The 20988-nt window shown below is 59.3% G+C and carries 22 protein-coding genes; 5 read left to right on the top strand and 17 right to left on the bottom strand.

Annotation, left to right across the window (positions count from 1 at the left end):
- The first annotated feature begins 114 nt into the window (after positions 1-114).
- Entirely contained in the window at positions 115-849 is a 735-nt protein-coding gene (locus H7H48_RS08325; RefSeq protein WP_229448570.1) for an SDR family oxidoreductase, read from the top strand.
- A gap of 17 nt (positions 850-866) precedes the next feature.
- Positions 867-1712, top strand: coding sequence for a fumarylacetoacetate hydrolase family protein (locus tag H7H48_RS08320; protein WP_229448568.1), 846 nt, complete (start codon positions 867-869; stop codon positions 1710-1712).
- Between the two features lie 196 nt (positions 1713-1908).
- On the opposite strand, the gene H7H48_RS08315 is transcribed toward H7H48_RS08320, so the two are convergent.
- From H7H48_RS08315 to H7H48_RS08305, 3 genes are read right to left on the bottom strand one after another with little or no spacing between them, the layout of a single operon-like run.
- Complete coding sequence (locus H7H48_RS08315) at positions 1909-2316, bottom strand: DUF2177 family protein (protein ID WP_229448567.1); 408 nt, start codon at positions 2314-2316, stop codon at positions 1909-1911.
- A gap of 32 nt (positions 2317-2348) precedes the next feature.
- Positions 2349-3023: a ChrR family anti-sigma-E factor gene (locus tag H7H48_RS08310; RefSeq protein WP_229448566.1), complete on the bottom strand. Its 675-nt coding sequence runs from the start codon at positions 3021-3023 to the stop codon at positions 2349-2351.
- A complete protein-coding gene (locus tag H7H48_RS08305) occupies positions 3020-3691 on the bottom strand; it encodes a sigma-70 family RNA polymerase sigma factor (protein WP_370633335.1) in 672 nt (223 codons plus the stop codon). The genes H7H48_RS08310 and H7H48_RS08305 overlap by 4 nt, the downstream gene beginning before the upstream one ends.
- A gap of 122 nt (positions 3692-3813) precedes the next feature.
- On the opposite strand from H7H48_RS08305, the gene H7H48_RS08300 reads away from it, so the two are divergent.
- From H7H48_RS08300 to H7H48_RS08290, 3 genes are read left to right on the top strand one after another with little or no spacing between them, the layout of a single operon-like run.
- Complete coding sequence (locus tag H7H48_RS08300; protein WP_370633354.1) at positions 3814-5160, top strand: NAD(P)/FAD-dependent oxidoreductase; 1347 nt, start codon at positions 3814-3816, stop codon at positions 5158-5160.
- Complete coding sequence (locus tag H7H48_RS08295; protein ID WP_229448564.1) at positions 5157-5963, top strand: DUF1365 domain-containing protein; 807 nt, start codon at positions 5157-5159, stop codon at positions 5961-5963. The genes H7H48_RS08300 and H7H48_RS08295 overlap by 4 nt, the downstream gene beginning before the upstream one ends.
- The gene (locus H7H48_RS08290) at positions 5950-7164 is read left to right on the top strand and encodes a cyclopropane-fatty-acyl-phospholipid synthase family protein (protein ID WP_229448563.1); all 1215 of its coding nucleotides are present in this window, start codon (positions 5950-5952) and stop codon (positions 7162-7164) included. Before H7H48_RS08295 ends, H7H48_RS08290 begins: the two co-directional genes overlap by 14 nt.
- 18 nt (positions 7165-7182) lie before the next feature.
- On the opposite strand, the gene H7H48_RS08285 is transcribed toward H7H48_RS08290, so the two are convergent.
- From H7H48_RS08285 to araH, 14 genes are all read right to left on the bottom strand, one after another.
- Positions 7183-7950, bottom strand: coding sequence for an SDR family oxidoreductase (locus H7H48_RS08285; RefSeq protein ID WP_229448562.1), 768 nt, complete (start codon positions 7948-7950; stop codon positions 7183-7185).
- A 98-nt stretch (positions 7951-8048) separates the two neighbouring features.
- Positions 8049-8693, bottom strand: coding sequence for a 3-oxo-tetronate 4-phosphate decarboxylase (gene otnC, locus H7H48_RS08280; RefSeq protein WP_229448561.1), 645 nt, complete (start codon positions 8691-8693; stop codon positions 8049-8051).
- Positions 8690-9946: a 3-oxo-tetronate kinase gene (otnK, locus tag H7H48_RS08275; protein ID WP_229448559.1), complete on the bottom strand. Its 1257-nt coding sequence runs from the start codon at positions 9944-9946 to the stop codon at positions 8690-8692. The genes otnC and otnK overlap by 4 nt, the downstream gene beginning before the upstream one ends.
- A gap of 259 nt (positions 9947-10205) precedes the next feature.
- The gene (locus H7H48_RS08270) at positions 10206-11231 is read right to left on the bottom strand and encodes an aldo/keto reductase (protein WP_229448557.1); all 1026 of its coding nucleotides are present in this window, start codon (positions 11229-11231) and stop codon (positions 10206-10208) included.
- 207 nt (positions 11232-11438) lie between these two features.
- The gene (locus tag H7H48_RS08265) at positions 11439-11915 is read right to left on the bottom strand and encodes a hypothetical protein (RefSeq protein ID WP_229448555.1); all 477 of its coding nucleotides are present in this window, start codon (positions 11913-11915) and stop codon (positions 11439-11441) included.
- 2 nt (positions 11916-11917) lie between these two features.
- Entirely contained in the window at positions 11918-12742 is an 825-nt protein-coding gene (locus H7H48_RS08260) for a DUF3100 domain-containing protein (RefSeq protein ID WP_229448553.1), read from the bottom strand.
- An 85-nt stretch (positions 12743-12827) separates the two neighbouring features.
- Positions 12828-14372 carry an aldehyde dehydrogenase family protein gene (locus tag H7H48_RS08255; protein ID WP_229448552.1) on the bottom strand — a complete coding sequence of 515 codons (1545 nt, stop codon included), beginning with the start codon at positions 14370-14372 and terminating at the stop codon, positions 12828-12830.
- Entirely contained in the window at positions 14365-15252 is an 888-nt protein-coding gene (locus H7H48_RS08250) for an NAD(P)-dependent oxidoreductase (protein ID WP_229448550.1), read from the bottom strand. The genes H7H48_RS08255 and H7H48_RS08250 overlap by 8 nt, the downstream gene beginning before the upstream one ends.
- A 106-nt stretch (positions 15253-15358) precedes the next feature.
- Complete coding sequence (locus tag H7H48_RS08245) at positions 15359-16267, bottom strand: LysR family transcriptional regulator (RefSeq protein WP_229448548.1); 909 nt, start codon at positions 16265-16267, stop codon at positions 15359-15361.
- On the bottom strand, positions 16267-17406 hold the full coding sequence (locus tag H7H48_RS08240) for an amidohydrolase (RefSeq protein WP_229448546.1): 1140 nt from the start codon (positions 17404-17406) through the stop codon (positions 16267-16269). Before H7H48_RS08240 ends, H7H48_RS08245 begins: the two co-directional genes overlap by 1 nt.
- A 181-nt stretch (positions 17407-17587) precedes the next feature.
- On the bottom strand, positions 17588-18226 hold the full coding sequence (locus H7H48_RS08235) for a 2-dehydro-3-deoxy-6-phosphogalactonate aldolase (RefSeq protein ID WP_229448545.1): 639 nt from the start codon (positions 18224-18226) through the stop codon (positions 17588-17590).
- A gap of 2 nt (positions 18227-18228) precedes the next feature.
- Positions 18229-19149: a 2-dehydro-3-deoxygalactonokinase gene (locus H7H48_RS08230; protein ID WP_229448544.1), complete on the bottom strand. Its 921-nt coding sequence runs from the start codon at positions 19147-19149 to the stop codon at positions 18229-18231.
- A gap of 10 nt (positions 19150-19159) precedes the next feature.
- Positions 19160-19948, bottom strand: coding sequence for an SDR family oxidoreductase (locus H7H48_RS08225; RefSeq protein ID WP_229448543.1), 789 nt, complete (start codon positions 19946-19948; stop codon positions 19160-19162).
- Positions 19949-20031: 83 nt separating this feature from the next.
- The gene (gene araH, locus H7H48_RS08220) at positions 20032-20982 is read right to left on the bottom strand and encodes an L-arabinose ABC transporter permease AraH (protein WP_229448542.1); all 951 of its coding nucleotides are present in this window, start codon (positions 20980-20982) and stop codon (positions 20032-20034) included.
- Positions 20983-20988 lie beyond the last annotated feature (6 nt).

Raw genomic sequence — 20988 nt, 5'->3', positions numbered from 1 at the left:
ATAGTGATTGTATGCTTGAACTGCATTAGGTTTATCGTTAAATCATATGCGAAAGCTGTGCCGAGTCAATAGTCAATTTCGACGGCCGCCACTCAAGACGATGAAGGATGGAAAATGGGTTCACTCACTGGAATGACCGCCCTCGTCACCGCAGCGGGACAGGGAATAGGCTTTGCAAGCGCCCGCGCCCTAGCCGAAGCCGGTGCAAAGGTTCACGCCACGGACATCAACGAAGAAAGCCTCTTGGCATTGGTTCGGCAGACGGACTTAATCGAACCGCACCTGCTTGATGTCCGCGACAAGAACGCCATCTCCGCGCTGGTTTCGGAGATCGGAGGGGTCGACATTCTCTTCAACTGCGCTGGCATCGTTCACAACGGAACCGTTCTTGAGGCGAACGATGAGGACATCGACCTCGCCATGGATCTCAACGTCAAGGCGATGATCCACACCATCAAGACTGCGCTGCCCGGCATGCTGGACCGGGGTAGCGGCAGCATCATCAACATGGCGTCGGTCGTATCGAGCGTGAAGGGCGCGCCCAATCGATGCGTCTACGGCCTCACCAAGGCTGCGGTGATCGGGCTGACCAAATCCGTCGCCGCCGACTATGTGGGCCGCGGAGTTCGCTGCAATGCGATTTGCCCCGGCACGGTGGACAGCCCTTCGCTGCGCCAGCGACTGGAAGCGACCGGTGACTACGAAGCTGCCCGCAAGGCTTTCGTGGGGCGCCAGCAGATGGGGCGCCTGGGGACCGCCGAAGAAATCGCCGACCTCGTCGTACATCTGGCAGGCGCCACCTACACCACGGGCCAGATCCATGTGATCGACGGCGGCTGGACGATCTGAAACGGTAGGAAAACACGATGAAACTCGTACGTTTTGGCGCGGCCGGCGCGGAAAAGCCTGGCCTAATCGACGACAATGGCGATCTGCGCGACCTCTCCGCCCACACCATGGACATAGCCGGTGAAACGCTCTCGCCTGAAGGGCTCACAGCACTGGCAGCGCTCGATCCATCCTCACTGCCTCGCATCCCCCACGAACAGCGCTTTGGGCCATGCGTATCCGCCACGGGAAAGTTCATCTGCATCGGCTTGAACTACAGTGACCATGCGCGCGAGGCAGGACTTCCCGTTCCCACCGAGCCTATAATATTCATGAAAGCCACCAGCGCGATCTGCGGCCCCGACGACGATCTCGTCATCCCGCGCGGCGCAACCAAAACCGACTGGGAAGTGGAACTGGGTGTTGTCATAGGCAAAACCGCCAAGCATGTGGGCAAGGAAGATGCACTCGAACATGTGGCCGGATATTGCGTCCTTAACGATGTTTCCGAGCGCGCTTTCCAGAACGAGCGTCAGGGACAATGGACCAAGGGGAAATCCTGCGACACCTTCGGGCCTACCGGCCCCTGGCTCGTAACCCGAGACGAAATCGCCGATCCTCAAAACCTTTCCATGTGGCTCACGGTGAACGGTGAAATGATGCAATCTGGTTCCACCCAGACAATGGTATTTGGGGTGGCGGAACTCGTCAGCTACCTCTCCGATTTCATGTCCTTGCAACCGGGCGATATCATCTCGACCGGCACACCGCCCGGCGTCGGCATGGGTCTCTCCCCCCAGCGTTATCTCAAGGCAGGCGATGTAGTAGAGCTTGGCATTGAGGGTCTTGGGAAGCAAAAGCAGCTTTGCGTATCGTACGGCTGAAGCGCCCGAGCGCGGAAACCACTTCGCTGTTGAAGCAGGTGCTGAGAACCAAGCGATGAATGCCCCAAGAAAACGGGTAGCTGCAGCATATTTCTAGCTGTGAGAATGGTGGCGACGGCCTTCCGTTACCACCCTTCACAACCGCTTTTATACATTCAAACGCTGTCTCGGACACGTGGGCGGCCCCGTGCAGGAGCTAAAGTCTTTCGACCAGACGCAGCGTCGCCATGTAGCCGGCCCAGGCCGACGCGCTTGTCAGTACAGTGCCCCATGCCATATCGACGATCGTCACCGCCACGGACCAGTTTTTCACCGTTGCCAGATTGGTCATGTCATAGGTGCCATAGGCAATCAGGCCGAGGAGTGCACCGGCAATAAGGGCACTGGTTGCAGTACCGTTGCCAAGTGCGGGGGCGACGGCGAAGTAGACGATACCTGCCACATATACGCAGTAAAAAAGCCCGGCGGCAGCAAGGTTTGGCTGATCCAGAAGCAGATGCCCCATGCGATCTCGATAGAAGCCCGTGGCCACACGCGACAGCCAGACATAATCCAGCCCGAAAAACACGATGGCCGTTGCGATATAGGCGATGATGTAGGTCATTGAACGCTCCGGTGCTTGGTCATTCGCGCACGTCAAATTCCAAGGATGGGCTGCACGGCGCGCACCAGCCAGCTGCGGAATTTCAACGGGGCGTCGGTGACGGCAAGGCAGATGCAGTCCTCGCCTTCCGTCGCCACCGGCTGATGCTGCAGGGTCTCGTCGGCCTCTTCCAGATCGCCTCGTGCAAATAACGCCTCGCCGTCGCGAAAGCTGCCGGAAAGAACAAGCGTTAACTCCCGGCCCCGGTGCCCGTGCTCAGGCACGGGCTTGCCCGCCGGAATGCGCAGCAACCGGACCATGGTGTTCTTGTCGTCCACTGCAATGGGCAGGTGATAGGCACCGCGACCAAGCGGCCGCCATTTCACAGATGCCACGTCTCCCCCCACATAAGAGCGCAGAGGCTCGGGCAGGACAACAGAGGCAGCGTTCTGCGGGTTTCGGCCAGGCGGCGGTGCCTCATCTTGCGTCTTTGAGTTCTCCAACCGCCTGATGAGTGCCATCCAGCTGCGCTCCTCATCGAGCGGCGAAGGCTCAGGCGGAAGATCCCTCACCAAAGCTCCACCCGCCATTTCCATCAGCGCAAGGCGGCGCCTGCTCTGGGGAGACAGAGCAAGATGGGTGGCAATCGCGATGCGCCAGCCCTCTGAAAGCACACCGGTGGCGTAATCGAGAAGAAGCGCGTCGCTGACCTGGTGCCGAATTTTCATGGCCGGTCTCCCAGAGCCGCACGCAATTTTGAGAAGGCGAGCCGGATGCGCGATTTCACCGTGCCCAGCGGCAGACCAAGACGCGCCGCGATCTCGCTGTGCGAAACCTCTTCGAAGAATGCGAGTTTCAGAAGGTCATGCTGTTCGGCAGGCAGACCGGTCAGCGCAGCATGCAGCCGTTGTTCCTGGTCTTGCGTTTCGACGAAATCGTCGGCTGCGGGGCCCGCTTCCGGTACAAACGCCGGATCGTTCGGATCGAAGTCCGGTTGCCGACTACGACGATAGCTGTCGATGCGCAAGTTGCGGGCAATGGTAAATATCCAGGCACCGGGCGAGCCTTTCACCGGGTCGAATTGCGCGGCCTTGCGCCAGATCATGACCATCGTTTCCTGCATCAGTTCTTCCGAGATTTGCGGGTCCCGGACACGCTGCATCATGAAGGCGCGCACCCTTGGAGCGTAGGCGCGGAAAATCTGTTCGAAAGCCTCCATGTCGCCGCTCATACCAACGCGGACGATCATCCGTCCAACATCGTCTTTGGGCTCTGGTCTGGAGATATCCTTCATCAAACCCCGCAAGACTGGTGTGTGGTGCCGAATGTCGTGAACGGCGCGAAACGCTGCAAGCGCCTGTTCGGCAGGCAATGTGGGGCAAAGATCGAGATTCATGCCCTGAGCTACGACAGTTAGAGCATTCCGGATCACAACAAGCAAAATTTTTTGATGCCGGGAGATCCAAACGGACTCCATGTCCGTAACCCTTAATAACATCCATGGAGGGTTTCCCGTTGCTGACACGAAAACACAGACCGACCGACAGTCGCGTGGCGGTCATCGGCAGCGGCATTTCCGGGCTTTCGGCTGCCTGGCTGCTTTCCCGCTCTCGCCAGGTAACCCTCTATGAGGCGGACCAGCGCCCTGGCGGACACGCAAACACGATCGACGTGATCACCCCCAACGGCCTCACCGCAGTGGATACTGGGTTTATTGTCTACAATGACCGCAACTATCCTGAACTGGTTTCTCTTTTTGAACATCTGGGCGTTTCCACCCAACCCTCTGACATGTCCTTTGCGGCATCGCTGGATGGCGGCCGGTTCGAATATTCCGGCTCCGGGCTCAAGGGGCTGCTTGGTCAGAAAGCAAATATCCTGCGTCCGTTCTTCTGGCGCATGATCGCCGACATCATGCGCTTTTACCGCACGGCCCCATCCATTCTGATCGAACGCGGCAATGCGGACGAAACGCTCGGCTCATTTCTTGCAAGGGCGGGCTACAGCGATAGCTTCATCAACAACCATCTTTTGCCTATGGGCGCAGCGATCTGGTCAACCACAGCTGCGCAGATGCGGGAATATCCACTCCACGCCTTTATCGGGTTCTTCGAACGACACGGGCTTCTGACACTCACCCACCGTCCGCGTTGGCGCACTGTCACGGGGGGCAGCCGAAACTATGTCGAGCGACTTCTAAAAGATTTCGACGGCGAGGTGCGCCTCGCCTCGCCCGTAACGAAGATCCGACGTCGGGATCGCGGGGTGGAGGTGACCGACGCTTCTGGGCATACCGACATTTTTGACGACGTCGTGATTGCCACGCACGCGGACCAAGCGCTGCGCATGCTCGAAGACCCAAGTCAGGATGAATATGACCTCCTGGGCCAATTCGCCTACACGCCCAATGAGGCGGTGCTGCACCGGCACACGGGGCTCATGCCCAAGCGTCGCAGTGTCTGGTCGAGTTGGAACTACATCGAGGCAGCGCGCCAATTCGCGGAACCCCAGCTCTGTGTCACCTACTGGATGAACCGTTTGCAGAATCTCGATCAGGCCCATCCGCTCTTCGTGACGCTCAATCCGGTCTATGCGGTTCCCGAGCAAGATCAGATTGCCGCCTTCTCCTACACGCATCCCCTCTTCGATACGAAAGCGCTCGTGGCACAAAAGCAGCTTTGGCGCCTTCAGGGCACCCGCAGAACCTGGTTTTGCGGTGCCTATTTCGGGAGCGGATTTCATGAAGACGGCATCCGCTCGGGCCTGGGCGTGGCAGAGCAATTGGCCGGCGTCTCTCCGCCATGGCGGGCCAATCGGCAAGACCAGCCACTGCCGTTCAGTCAGGATGCTGTGGCCGCAGAATGAGCTGGGATTCCGCCATATATTCCGGACAGGTCGTCCATCGACGTCACCGCCCAAAGGCGCACCGGCTGAGTTACCGGGTTTTCGCTCTGTACCTCGATCTCGATGCGTTGCCTTGTCTGTCGGAGCACATGTGGTTCTTCAGCTACAATCGCGCCGGCGTGTTCTCTTTCCACGACACGGATCATGGCGATGGCACTCGGGGTGGATTGCGCCGCTGGGTAAACACTCAGATTGAAAAGGCCGGTTTCGATGCCAAGACAATGCGGGTGGGCCTGCTGTGCTATCCGAGGATCTTTGGCTACGTCTTCAACCCTCTGTCCGTGTATTTCTGCACGGATCAACAGGGCGATGTCCGGCTTATACTCTACGAAGTTTGCAACACTTTCGGCGAACGGCACACCTATGTGATCCCTGCGGAGAACCTTTCCGCGAAAGGCATTCGCCATGCCTGCGACAAGGCGCTTTACGTATCACCCTTCCTGTCAATGAACTGCAGGTACAACTTCCGTATCCTGCCGCCGACAGAGGATGTCCTGGTCGCCATCAACGAGACAGAGGAGAACGCGCCGGTGTTGCATGCCTCCTTTGCAGGGCGACGACAGGACCTAACCGACAAGGCATTGCTCGGACTGCTTTTCAGCCACCCGCTGATGACACTTAAGATCACCGGTGCAATCCATCTCGAGGCGGTACGCCTCTGGCTGAAAAAGGTCCCCTTCCACAGGCACGTGCCTTCCCCGCACCGGGTCACGCAGTCTCTGGTCAAATCCGATCGAAAGGCAGATCCTCATGAGTCATATTGAAAATGCCTCCAGACGACTGCACGCTCAGTCATCGAGCCCTCTGTGGCAGCGCATCGTCTGTCGTTGGGCAGACGCCATCGATTGCGGTCAAATCACTCTGCGTTTCCCCGATGGCGGGCGTCATACAGCCGCCGGAACACGGCCAGGACCTACCGCCGTGCTCCACTTCAAGAACGGGCGGGCATTCATGCAGATCCTGACAGGAGGCAGCAACGGCTTTGCACGCGCCTTTCTCGACGGCCATATCGAAACGCCCGACCTGGACGCTGTTCTCGAGTTGGCACTGGCCAATGAAACAGGCTGGCGCGCCGTGTTGGAAAGTTCGTCGCTGATCTCCAAACTCGATGTGCTGAGGCATCGCCTTCGGCGCAATTCGCGTACAGGAAGCAGGCGCAATATCGCCTTCCACTACGATCTCGGCAACGAATTCTACAGTCAGTGGCTCGACAAGAGCATGACTTACTCGTCAGCCATCTTCGACGTGCAAACACAGAGCCTGGAGGAAGCCCAGGCTGCCAAATACGATCGCATCATCGATCGCCTGAAGATCGGGCCTGATGATCATGTTCTCGAAATTGGTTGTGGCTGGGGAGGCTTCGCTGAACATGCAATCCGCAAGACGGGTTGCCGCGTGACCGGACTGACCCTGTCGCGCGAGCAGGCCAATTTTACCCGGGAAAGACTTGCGCAAGCTGGATTGTCCGACAGGTCTGAAACTCGTCTGCAAGACTACCGCGACTGCCGCGGCACCTTCTCCAAGATTGTCTCCATCGAAATGTTTGAGGCCGTGGGCGAGGAGAACTGGCCTGTGTATTTCGACCGTGTCCGTGCCCTCCTGGCACCGGGTGCGCGTGCTCTCATCCAGGTGATCACCGTGGAAGAAAGTCGCTTTGAGATCTATCGACGGAAGGCGGATTTCATCCAGACCTATATTTTTCCCGGCGGCATGCTGCCGTCCCAACGCGCATTCGAAGATGCCGCTCTCAATGCCGGCCTGACACTCGCGGATCGATATTGTTTCGGGAAGGACTACGCGCGTACATTGACCGAATGGGAAGTGCGCTTCGCACGAGGGTGGGAGGCCATTTCGTCACTCGGATTCGACGAGCGCTTTCGCCGAATGTGGCTTTACTATCTCGCCTATTGCCGGGCAGGCTTTCGCAACGGTCGTATCGACGTGGTTCAATACGAACTTGCTTAACCTGCCACAGTGAGAGGATCAGTCTCCGGCGCGCACGAGCCTGCGGGTAATCATAAAGCGAAGAGCCGCTGGCAGGGCGTGCAACACCTTGATTGCCATCTTCATTTTCCAGGGGAATATGATCTCGTACCTCCCGGAATCGAGCCCTTTCTCGATCGTGTCTGCGGCCTCCTCCGCAGAGATCAGGAATGGCATCGGGAAATCGTTGCGCGCCGTAAGCGGCGTATCCACAAAACCGGGATTTATGATGCTCAGCGAAACGTTCCTGCGCTCGGCCTCCGGCTTCATTGCCTCACATAGATTGTTGAGCGCCGCCTTGGTCGCGCCATAGGTTGCGCCACCAGGCAAACCATTGTAGCCCGCCACTGAAGCCATGATGGCGATCTTGCCCCGCTCGCGCTGCATCATCGATTTCAGCAGCGGCTCAAGCGCATTCAAGGTGCCTTGCAGATTGACTGCAATCATTGCCTGCGCGGTTTCGGCCCTGAAGTCAAAAGCACCATCGCGCTTGTAGGTGCCTGCCGCCAGTATAGCCATATCGAGCGGCCCGAGATCATGCTCGATCTGTCGGTGAACGCGCCTGGTCAACGCTAAATCGGTGACATCGAGCGGATAGGGGAAGATGCGCCCCGTCTGCTCGGCCGCCAGTTCTTCCAGCGCTTCCATACGTCTGGCACTGGCCGCCACCTGCCATCCGCGACGCGCGAGACGCAACGCCAGCGCGCGCCCAATGCCGGAACTGGCACCCGTGATCCACACCGTGCCTTTTGCGGTATTGCCTGTCATGACGCCCAAACTCCTCTGTTGCCAGAAACTACGCGTCAAAACAAAGGCCGGATCACTCTATTCTCCGCCTCCCCCAATTTCGCATGCGCGAAAATCCTTTATTCGACCGGATACCGCTTCGCGAGGGCCGCCACATCATTGTCGGTGAGAAGGTTCGCCTTCATGCCGCGCGTAAGCAGAACCAGACGGGCCGTTGCTTCGAGCTCCTCCATGGCGAAAACCGCTGCTCTCAAGTTCTTTGCCGCCACCACCGGCCCGTGATTGGCCAGAAGCACTGCTGAATGCTTGCCTGCAAGGCCCCGTACCGCCTCTCCCATCGCCGCGTCTCCAGGCATGAAGTAGGGAAGAAGCTTCACCTTGCCCAGCTGCATCAGCGAATAGGGTGTGATGGGTGGCAGCACATTATCGGGATCCGTTTCAGGCAGCACCGAGAGCGCCACCGAATGGGTGGAGTGCAGATGGACCACCGCGCCGGTCTGGGCCTGACGCGTTTCGTAAAAGGCTGAATGGAGGGGAACCTCTTTCGTTGGAAGATCGCCGTCAATATGGTTGAACGATCCATCGAGACGGGAAATGCGAGCCGGGTCCAGCATGCCGAGCGAAGACCCCGTAGGGGTCACAAGCAAACTGCCATCGGAGAGCCGCGCCGATATATTGCCGGTGGACCCATGGGTCAGGCCGCGATCATAGAGAGATTTCGCCAAAAGTGCGATTTCATCTCGCAGACGTGTTTCTTCACTCATGCACTTGCTCCAAGAATCCCTGCTGCCTTGGTAAAAAAATCCTGTCCTCCGAAATTGCCGGATTTCAACGCCAGTCTCAGCGATCTTCCAACGACCTGAAGCGCTGGAACGCCTGGGTCAATCTCCGGCCCGATCTCGAAGGCCTCGATTTCCAACGCCGACACGATCGCTCCGGAGGTTTCGCCCCCGGCGGATATGATGATGTCCACGCCACGCTCCACGAGAGCACGTGCGGTCTCTGCAAACAGTTGTTCGATGGCCTGCGCCACCGTGTCCCGGCCAAACCGGCGCTGATTCTCCAAAACCGTTTCTGGATCGGCGGAAGAATAGGCCAGCGGAACGCCCTCTTGTTCGATCAGCCATCCAGCCAGAGAGTCCGCATTGAGCCGCTTTTCAAGCACATCGGCAGCGATAATCTCGAAGGCGGGCTGGCCTGCCCTTCGGTGCGCCTCCACCTGACCGCATGTGGCACGGGAGACAGAGCCCGCCAGTGCCACCGCCTTCGATGCCATCGGCCCGAACCCTTCCGCACGGGCGAGCCGGGCGGGGCGGCAGCCGAAATTCTCTGGAAGGCCAAGAGCGATCCCTGAGCCGCCGGTCACAAGCGGGAGATCGGCCACCGCCTTGCCGGTCTCCACCAGATGTGCGTCGGTGACCGCGTCGACAATGATGAAGGGCCGCCCCGCCTCGAACTCCCGCGTGATTGCGCGTCGAATGGCTTCATGCCCGGCCAACACATCGCCGATCGCCACATGGCCGACAGGCTTTTTTGTCTGCGAAGCCAACACCCGGCGCAGATCCGCATCCCGCATCGGCGTCAGGGGGTGGTTTTCCATACCGGATTCACTGAGTAACCGGTCATGGACGAAAAGATGTCCCTGATAGATGGAGCGACCTGTCGCGGGAAAGGCCGGGCAGAATATCACTGGTCCCGCCTCCAGCGCCTCACTCAGGGCCTCCGCGACAGGGCCGATATTGCCTTCAGATGTTGAATCGAATGTAGAACAATATTTGAAGAAGAACTGACTGCAACCCTGATCGCGCAGCCACTCCAATGCCTCCAGCGACTGTCGGACGGCCTCATCGGCGGGCACTGTCCGCGTCTTCAATGAAACGACGCCGGCCTCCACATCCGGTGCGGCAGGTGAACTGGGGAGCCCACTATATTGAACGACCCGCATACCGGCTTTCGCAAGCGTGTTGCCAAGGTCGGACGACCCGGTGAAGTCGTCCCCGATACAGCCAAGCTTCATTTATGCCTGCCCCGCCTGTTGGACACAGTTGAAGCCCTCCCTGGGGCCCGTTGCCTGCTAGCTTTCCATTTTCTGCAACGATGGGAAAGAGCCCTGAAGGCGTTGTCCAGGTTGCGGCTGAAAATCGCCCGACGCCGATTGCATTTAGTAGCCATGACCGCGAGGACGATTTTCCGTTCCTCTCCGCTCATCGGCTCACGGGGTATTTCGCTCATTCAGACTTTACAGGAGCCTTATCGAACCAACGGGTCTGTCTATGTCAGCGGAAAAATGACGTTTCAAACCGAGCTCGCCTGCCCTGCAAAGGCGCGCGGGGGTCCCAATAGTTTGGCACGGGTGTGGTGCCTGGTGTGCAAAGCGCACTCAGGAATGCTTCATCGTCGGCATCGTAGGGTGCTTTCACCGCATTGAGATAATCATTGAGCTGACCGACGGTGCGCGGGCCGATGAGTACGCTTTTAACAGCATCATTGGCCAGCACCCATTGGAGCGCAAGATGCGCCGGCGGCACCTTCTTCTGATCGGAATACGCAGCCGCTCTAGCCGCAAGTTCCAGTGTTGCAGGGTGAAACTCCGTTTCCAGCATGCGGGTATCTCCGCGCGCCGCGCGCGAACCCTGGGGTGTGCCAGAGCGATACTTGCCCGTAAGAACACCTCGTGCAAGCGGTGAATAGGGAACGACACCAATGCCGAAATGGCGGCACGCTGGCAGATAGTCTGCTTCCGCAGTTCGGTTGAGCATGTGGTAATAGGGCTGTGCAGCGATCGGTCTCGTGATCCCGAACCTGTCCGCCAGATGGACAAGCTCAACGATCTTCCATGGTCGGAAATTTGAGACACCCCAAGCGCGAATGGTGCCTCTGGTCAGAAGCTCTCCCATCGCCCCGACAATTTCATTGAGCGGTGTCGAGTTGTCATCGTGGTGCAAATAGTAGAGATCGATCGAATCCCGCTTCAAACGCTCCCGCGACAATTCGGCCGCCTGAAGAATCCACGCAGGCGAGAGGCCGCCGCTTCCGTTCATCCCCGGCAGTGGATTGCCGCACTTTGTGGCAAGATAAACGGGCAGATCGCGCTCGTTCAGAAGCTTTCCAAGAATGGTTTCCGATCGGGTTCCGGCATAGGAGTCCGCCGTATCGATGAAATTGCCGCCTGCTGCCAGATAGCAATCGAGGATGGCTGCGGAAGCCTCTTCGTCGGTCTGGTCCCCGAACATCATCGTGCCGAGACAAAGGCGTGAGACCTCGGGGCCATCCGGTCCAAGCTTCGTGGCCGTCAATGGCATGCCTCGCCGCTCCCATCCAAACCTTCCAGTCAGACACCGAACCGGCCGTTGCCTCTAACGCTGGGCGCAGAAGATCGCGCTCGGACGCTCGACAGCAGAAACACACGGTGCCACTGGCGCTCATAGTGCATCTTTGAACGAATGCAGCAAGTCTGCACCCAGCGCCCTGGGGCTACCACGCATTCGGGCGGTAGCCCCAAGATCCTATCAGAGGAACAGATCCGCGATGATTGCCGATCCGACATAAGTGCCCGTCATCACGAGAACGGCCACGATGAAGAGCTTCCAGCCCGAGGACTTGGCGATTGAGATTTCGCGACGTGTGATCGCGATACCTGCGTAAGCCAGACACGGCGTGGCCAGCGTGAGGAAGTTCACGTGGCTCACCTTGTCCAGAACCCACGCGCTCCCGGGTGTCCAGGGCAAGGTTGCGAGTATACCCACGAGCGAGATCCAGGCGACCGATGGCAGGTTGATTGGAACGACATGTGTCAGAACCAGGCCAACCATCGCAATGACGTAAAGGACGGCAAGGCCGACCAGCCCCTGAATAACCGTAGCGTCTGTCGCAACCGTATTCCCCACCAGCGCAATGAGGGACACGGCGGCCAGCAGCACGGCATGCTGGCCGAGGTCGGGCTTCGTGTTTGCTTCGTAATCGACAGGAAGTTCAGCAGTGCTCATGATCATTCTCCGGCGTTGCTGGCCACGGGCTCTTTACGGCCCAGAAGGTCATAGAGTTTCTCGGTCACCGGCAAGGCCACAAAGATGCACAGGTAAAGGCCTGTTGCATATGTCAGCACATTGCTGGCCCCGGCGAGGGCAAGGATTTGCTCCTTCATCTCCGGCACGGCGTGAGACAGCGCACCGGAGCAGGCCGCCATCATCGAGCCCGACCCGATGCCGCACGCCATGGCAAGAGCCTCAATGCTGAACCAGCCGGATGTCGCCAGAAGCGACGCGAGAATGGCGAAGATGAATGTCCCGAAAAGTGTACCGATGACATAGACGCCCATGACGCCGGCACCCTCGGCGGATTTCAGCCCGTATTTGTCGGCGATGATCGCGATGTTGGGTTCACGGGCGACGGAGAAAGTGGCTCCCACTGCTTCCCGCCCCATGCCGAGCACCAGAACGGCAACCGGGAAAGCAAGCAAAATCGTGCCCAGATTGCCGAGTTCCTGCAAAATCAAAGCCGGCCCGGCAGCAATGATCTTCTCCATCGACGGCCCGATGATCGTACCGAATTTGGCGATGAACGGCATGATCGCGATCACGATCAACGGTGACGCAGCACGGACCTCGCGCTGCCCCATCCAGCCTTCCACCTTGCGAATGACGTTGGGGTTTAGAATGAGCCCCATCACAAAGGCATAAAGCAGTGGAAGAAGCAGGATCGAACCGATGCCGATCGGCACCGCGATTACGCCGACGGCTTCTGCGATGACCGTGATGACCAGCACGCTCAGATGAAGGCGCCAGTCCAAAAGTATGTCTTTCGTCTTCTCCATTGAGATCCCCTCTCTTAAGCCCGCCCCATTCTTAACGCGGGCCGGGATGGAACAAAGGGCGGCCCCGAGGGACCGCCCATGCGGTTCAGCCCGGCGCGTAACCGAAGCCGATTGTCGGATCGGCTGCGGTTTCGACCCAGACTGATTTCGTGGTCGTGTAGGCGGCAAGCGCCTCCCGGCCGGAGGAACGCCCGTAGCCCGACTGGCCAAAGCCGCCGAAAGGCGACATCACATGGATTGTCTTGTAGCTGTTGATCCAAAAAGTGCCAGCGCGAACTTTTGCTGCAACGCGGTGTGCACGGCCCACATCCCGCGTCCAGACCGCTCCCGCCAGGCCATAGGGCGTGTCGTTGGCAAGGGCCACTGCTTCTTCCTCGTCCTCAAACGAAAGAACGGAGAGCACGGGGCCAAACACCTCCTCACGCGCTATCTCCATCTCGCGGGAGACCTGATCGAGAATTGTCGGAGCATAGAAAAAACCATCGGTATCGCTCAGGGCCTCTGGCTTTCCGCCACCGCTTGCCAGATGCGCACCTTCTGAAACGGCGGCGCGCACCATAGTGTCCACCTTGTTCCACTGGCGGGCGTTGTTGACCGGGCCGATCTGGGTGGACGGGTCGAGCGGCATGCCGACTGGAATTCGGGCACTGGCCTTCGCCAGTTTTTCAACCATCTGCGTGTGCACGCTGCGGTGAACCAGAAGCCTTGAACCTGCCACACAGCTTTGACCGCACGCGGCGAAGATCGCCGCCTGCGCACCGACCACGGCACGGTCGATATCTGCATCGGCAAACACGATGTTGGCGGATTTCCCGCCCAGTTCCAGGATTGACGGGATAAGACGTCGCGCCGCGGCAGATGCGATCGCCACACCGCCCGCAGCCGAGCCGACGAACACCACCAGACCCGTCGCTGGGTGTTCGATCATCTTCTGGCCGGCCGTCGGCCCCTGCCCTGCAATCACATTGACGAGCCCCTTCGGCGCACCTGCCTTGACGCACAAGGCCGCAATGACAAGCGAGCTCAATGGAGTGAGCTCAGAAGGTTTCAGCATCACTGCATTGCCCGCACAGATCGCAGGTGCCACCTGCCAGCAGCAGGTGAAAAGCGGCGCATTCCAAGGGGTGATCTGGGTTACCACGCCGATCGGCTCGTGGCGGGTATAGTTGAGATGGCTTGACGGTACCGGGATCACGTCGCCACTGATCTTGTCACACCAGCCCGCATAATACTCGAACATCTCAGCCATGCGAGCCGGCTCGCCCGCGGCATCGCGGATGGGACGGCCGGCCGAGATCGCCTCAAGACGGGAAAGCGGTTCCGCATGAGCACGAATCTGGCGCGCGATCTCGAACATGATGCGCCCGCGTTCCGAAGCTGTCTTGCCCCACCATTCACGCTGCGCAGCGACTGCTGCCTCGGCGGCTTTGTCCACCACGGCTGCACCGGCATCGAAGAACTCGGCAAAGGCCTTGCCGGTGGCCGGATCGGTCAAGGCCAGGGTCTCGCCATCGCCCGACATCAACCGTCCGGCGACGTGATTTTGCACCTCGGCACTGCCAAGCAGCTCGGTCAGCAGCCGCGCGACTTCTGTGCGCGTGTCGGTTGCAGGGAGTATGTCGTCAGCCATTCGTCTTCTCTTCTGTACTGGCCGCAACACGGCCAAGCAGCATAAAATCCTGATTGTCGGCGATGCCCGAGCTTTCCTCGGACCACAGTTTCGCAACCAGCTCCGAAACCGGCATGGAACAGCCGCTGTCCCGTGCCAATTCAAGCGCCAGTCTCACATCCTTGCGCATCAGACCTGCAGAAAAACCGCTGTCGAAAGTGCCGCTCAAAACCCAGTTGGGAAAATGAATCTCACTCAGCGCGCTCCGTCCCGTTGCGCTGTTGATGACGGAAAGTGCGTCCTCGGCAGGGAGACCCGCTGCCTCTGCAAGGCGCAGCCCTTCCGCTGTGGTCAGCATATGGCAGGCCACGAGCATATTGTTGACGAGCTTCGCGATATTGCCGGCTCCGCTCGGTCCGACATGGATCACCTTGGAGGCAAGTGCATCCAAAACCGGCTTCGCCTGCGCGGCCCATTGCGCATCGCCACCCAGCATCACCGAAAGGGAACCGCTTGCCGCCCCCTGCGGACCGCCGCTGACGGGCGCATCAAGGAAACCGTGGCCGATTTCGGAGAGTTTCGCTGCCAGTTTGCGGCTCACCGCCGCTTCGGAAGTCGACGTGTCGATGATGATTTTTGGAGACTTGAAGGCACCTGCGGCCAGCCCGGCCTCAATCGTCGCATCCACATGGCTGGCAAGGGGCAATGAGAGGACAATGATGTCGCTTGCTTCGATCACCCCGGCTGGTGTCTCTTGCGCACCGATGCCTACGTCTTTCGCTCTTGCCATGGCCTGCGGCGAAAGATCAAAAGCTGCCACGGAAAAGCCACCGGCCAGAAGAGAACGGGCCATGCCCATTCCCATAGCTCCAAGACCGATCACGCCAACCGACTGCGTCATGCCACCTCCCATCCACTTGGTGTTCATGACACTGCGATGACAGGGTGTTGTTGAGTAGACGCCAATTCAGGCACGTGGTGTTGCAAATTTGGCAACACTAAATGCTCTATTCGCGAAATGCCGCCATGTTTGCGGCAAGATACTCCACCGTCGTTGAAGCTGACTGCGGCAGCCGGCGGCGGGCCCGCACCATGAGGTGCGCACTGACATGCCGAAGGCTCTCCTCATCAAGTTCGACAATCGCAACCTCACCCCGCTCCGCCTGAATGGAGACCGAGAAGCGGGGAAGAAAACTCCCCCCTATGCCCGCGCCCACATATCGAATCAAAGCAGCGATGGAGGAGGTCTCCACCTGGGGCCGCAACGCAAGCCCAAGATCGCCGGCTGCACGCGCAACCAGTGCCCTGATGCCATGGCGGGCATCAAGGATGGCAAAGGGGTGATCAAGCATTTCAGCAAGCCGTACAGACCGGCGTTCAGCGAGCGGAGAATGGACCGGGACCACACCACAGAGCGGCTGCCTTGCAAGCGCCACTGCGCGTGTTGCTTCCATGGGGACAGGATTGTAGGCGATGCCCAGATCCGCGTCCCCTTCAACCACCTGACGCTGAATTTCCTCCGTTCCGGCAATGTTGATGCGAAACCTGAGATGAGGATGGTTCGCCGCGAGCGGGGCCAGGCCATTCTGCATCAGATCTGCGGCAAACCCTTCGCCGACCGCAATACGCACCACCTGCCCACCCGAGGCCCTGAACTTGCCGAGCTGATCGAGCAGAAAGGTCTCCTCATCCTGCCGAACGAGTGCATGCTCACGCACCAGCCGCCCCGCATCCGTCAGCACGATGCCCTGCGCGCTACGCTCCACGAGACCCACTCCCAGCCGCGCTTCGGCTTCCGCCAGTTTGCGGCTGATCGCCGAGGGTGCAACGTTCAGCCGCTCAGCGGCGCGACGGATCGACCCCTCACGAGCAACGACCAGAAACGCCCGCAAGAAGCGGCTGTCCAGAGCGTCCATCAGACAGAAAGAGCTTGCCGCACCAGCCGCACCCAGAACTCGGCGCCCGTCGGCAGCACTTCATCGTTGAAATCAAACCTGGGCGAATGAAGTCCGGGATTCTCGCCCTGGCGCGCGGCACCCAACCAGATATACGCCCCGGGCTTTTCGTTCAGCATGAAGGCGAAATCCTCCGATGCCATGCTCGGTCCAGCCTCTCCGGCATCGAGACCCATAGCCTCCCCCACCTGCCTGGCAAGCCCCGCCTCGGCTGCACTGTTGATTGTCGCGGGATAGCGTCGCTGATAATCGATGTTTGCCCGGCAGCCATGCGCTGCAGCAATGCCATGGACCACCTCGGCCAGCCTGGTTTCGATCTCATCCCCTGCCTCAGACTGGAACCAGCGGGTCGTTCCGCAAACGACCGCCCGGTCGGGGCAAACGTTGAATGCAGAGCCGGTGTGAATCTGCGTCACTGAAACGACGCCCGGCACGAGCGGAGACAACCGCCGCGCCGGCAATTCCTGGAGCGCGGCTGAAACGCGTGCTGCCGCAGCCACCACACCATCGCTCTGCTCCGGCATCGCACCATGCCCGCCGCGCCCTTCGATGGTGATCTCGAAAATCGCGAAGGCTGCCATCATTTCCCCGTTGCGGGCGACAAGGCGCCCGGGAGCGAGACCTGGCCAATTGTGAATCCCGAACACCTTGTCGCAAGGATACTGGTTGAAAAGTCCCTCCTCGATCATCACGCGCGCGCCACCATCATTTTCTTCTGCCGGCTGAAAGATCAGAGTGACGTTTCCGCCGGTCACACCTTCAGCCGCCATCTGACGCGCGGCCAGAAGCAGCATCGCTGTATGCCCGTCATGCCCGCAGGCGTGCATTCTTCCAGGGTGGCTCGAAGCGTAATCCAGCCCCGTCGCTTCCTCGATGGGCAGCGCATCAATATCCGCCCGTAATCCGATCGAATGCCCTCCCTCGCCCAACCGCGCGACCACGCCGGTCTTCGCAAGCCCGGTTTGAACCTGCCAGCCCCAGCCCTCCAGGAGACCGGCGATCAGCTTCGACGTACGCTCTTCTTGAAATCCCAACTCGGGATGACGATGCAAGTCGCGACGCCACGCAATGGCCTCGTCAATGTGAGCGCTTTCGAACATTTTCCACCCCTTCCGGATTGTCTGTTGAACGCCGCCGATGCCGCGCACCCGACAGGAGGTGAAAGAGACACCCGCAATTGTCAAGAACAGGCTCCGATCACCCTTTCATCGAAAAAGGCAACGCCGCCTTCACAACTGCCAAGGCGGCTATCCGGCCTCTCGCGACACTTTGGTGGAAAATTCAGCCCCTCGAAGCACGATCATAGGCCTCTACGGTTTTGCGGGCCCGCGCCCTGACTGTATCAACGGCATCACCCGGTCGATAAAGTCCCGTTCCCAGACCGAAAGCGCGCACGCCGATCTTGAAATAATCGGCCAGCGTCGCATCGGAGACACCGCCCACGGCACACACCACAGCACCCTTCGGCAAAATTGCCTTGATAGCCGCAATGCCGGACACGCCAAGCGCTGATGCCGGGAAAAACTTAAGCGCCGAAGCCCCGCATTTGTGCGCAAGAAGGGCTTCGCTGGGTGTGAAAACACCGGGCATGGAGATCATGCCGAGCGACACGCTGTGCCGAATAACCTCGGGGTCCGTATTCGGGCTCACGACCAGCCGGCCGCCGATATCATGCAACCGTTCGACATCCTCGACGGTGAGCACGGTGCCGGCGCCGACAAGCGCCCGGTCTCCTGCTATCGCAAGGGCCGTTTCGATGGACTGAAACGGTTCCGGCGAGTTCAGCGGGACCTCTATGGACGTGATGCCCTCGTCGATGAGCATCTCAGTCATGGCCGTAACTTCCGAAGGACGAATGCCGCGCAGGATCGCTACCAGCGCACGCCTCTCTCCCGGCCAGCTCACATCTCGTTCCGGCATGTCTATCGGCTCCAAATTCGTTTTGCTGATCTGAAAAGCCCTGCCCGCGAGGCTTCTCCTGCATCTTTCGAGACGACCTGGAAACCCTGTTTTTCCAAGGCAACCGAATACAGCGCATTGATCGGCTCTGATGCGATCAACGTAACCTTGCCCTCCTTACCGAAAAGCTCTCGCGCGGCCGAGATCTCGCCGCCGATCAAGAGACCGGAAAGATGGGCAGCACCATCGCCACGAGTTTCCAGACCAAGCAATTGTGCAGCACGGACTCCAAAGAAGCCGGAAAGAGCAGCGTGCGCCTGTCCTTCGGTGCGTTTCAGTGCGGACCGGAATGCTGCGTCATCTGACGAGACAACGGCTTTTTCCTCGACCGCGTGCTGCAGAATTCCATGTTTCGTGAGCAGCGAGAAAAGCTCTCCGGTCATGAACGTGCTGAAACGCGTGACCACACCGTTTTCAATCTCGACCCATTTGCTATGCGTCCCCGGCATGCATACCAACGCATTGCCGCTCTCGCTCACAGCACCCAGCAATTGTGTTTCCTCGCCGCGCATGACGTTCGGCGCCTGCGGGTCGTTCAGCGAAATTCCGGGCAGGATACGAACATCGTTCTTGGCACCGGCAATTTTTATTGCCTGTGTCGGCAAAGCTTCGAGGCTCGCGGGAACCTCCACATAAGGTGCCTCCAGCCACCCCTGCCTTGCACCCGCCATACCGCAGATCAACACAGGCGTGCCGGCAGACGCACCCACTTTTGCAAGATGAGCGTCGAGAACCGGCGCAAAGCCTGTGCCCGCGCAGTGCATCATCCCCTCATTGCTGCTGCTGGAGGCAATGACAGTGCCCTCATCATCCAGAAGCCAAAGACGAAAACTGCTCGTGCCCCAGTCAACGGCAGCGCAGAACGGACGGGAAGGGTCGGTCATGAAAGTGAACTCAGGCCGGATGCTGCAAAACGCTCAGACCACCATCAATAACGAGGCAGGCGGCATTCATGAAGGGACATTCGTCGGAAATCATGAAAACCGACGCCATGGCGATCTCGGCGGGCGTCGCGATGCGACCGCCCGGATGCAGGGCCATGGTCTCAGCCCGCGCAGCATCCGGATCGGGAAAACTGTTCCAGTAATCGACGTTTTTCTGCGTCTCCACATAGCCGGGTGCGATGGCATTCACCCGCACACCCCTGCCCGCATATTCGAGCGCCAGCGCCTTTGTCATGCCCAGAAGCGCGTGCTTGGCAACGGGATAGGGAAATGTGTGCGGAATGATTGTGAAACTATGCGTCGAGGCGATGTTTAGGATCGCGCCCCCGCCCGCTTCAATCATGCCGGGCAGAAGCGAACGGCAGCAATGCCATGCCCCCTTCAGATTGATGTCGAAACAGCGCGCCCATTCTTCATCGTCTGTCTGCAGCGGTTCATGGAACACATTGACACCGGCATTGTTGATGAGCGCGTTGGGTGTCCCGATCTTGTTTCCGGCCATGGCTGCCGCCGCCTCGATGGCAGAGGCATCCGAGATATCGGCAACAGCATGGGCCAGCCGTCCCTCGGCCTCGCCGAGTTCGTCAACCGTCTGCTCAAGAAGTGCTTCATCCCTGTCCACCAGAAACAGAGAAGCCCCTTCCCGAAGGCAGGCTTCGGCAATCGCCCGCCCTATGCCCTGAGCGGCACCTGTCAGAAAAATGCGCTTGCCGCTCAACCGTCCCTGTCCAGATGTCATGCGATCTCTCCCGATATCCAAGGCGCTACCAAACGCTCGCTAAAAGGATGGCAAATCCAGTATCTGCGACACGCCATCCTGCATCAGCGTCGCCCGATTGCGCTCGACCGCATATTATCGAGCAACACGGCAAGCAACAGGATGAACCCGCGTACCACATATTGATAGAAAGCCTGAATATTCAGAAGATTCATGACGTTTTCTGCAATGCCCATGATCATCACACCGACGATCACTCCGGTCATTGTCGCACGCCCGCCCGCCAGAGACACACCGCCAAGAACACAAGCGGAAATGACGGAGAGCTCGAGCCCCGTGGCCGCATTCGGCTGTCCGGATGTGATGCGCGAGGCAAGCAGGATGCCTGCCACCGCACAAATGAAGCCCTGCAGCGTGAAAATCCAGATTCGCATCCAGTCGACATTGACGCCCGCAAGTCTTGAGGCTTCCGGATTGCCGCCCATGGCAAGCGTGTTCTTGCCGAAAACCGTCCGGTTCAGGACAAAACCGAAAATGACGAAAAGAGCCGCCAGAACCCAGATCGGTGTCGGAACGCCTAAAAACTTGGAGAGAGCCAGCTGGTAGAACATGGGATCGTCGATACCGACAGCCCGCCCGTCCGACGAGATGAGCGCCAGCCCGCGCACGATCTGCATGGTTGCCAGCGTGGTGATCAGCGCGTTGATGCGAAATTTGGCGATGACGACGCCATTGAAAAGGCCGACCAGCGCGCCCGCAGCCAGCGCGGTCAGAATACCCAGAAAGATCGACCCGGTGGCGTTCGACGCCATCACCGCGACCATGCCGCAAAAAGCAACATTGGAGCCGACGGACAGGTCGAAATCGCGCGCCGCCAGACAGAACATCATGGTGCAGGCGATCACGCCGACGGTAACAACGGACTGCAAGAGACCGAGCATGTTGCGTTCGGTCAGGAAGTTGGGGACCGTCAGCGACACGAGCGCGAAGGCGAGAATGAAGATTACAAGCAGTCCCTGGTCGCCCAGGATGAGCTTTTTGATGGAAGTCGTCATCGTGAA

Source organism: Nitratireductor sp. B36, from assembly GCF_020833685.1.
GTDB lineage: Bacteria > Pseudomonadota > Alphaproteobacteria > Rhizobiales > Rhizobiaceae > Nitratireductor.
Note: the sequence above shows the minus strand (reverse complement) of the source record. Positions and strands in the feature narration are given on the sequence as shown.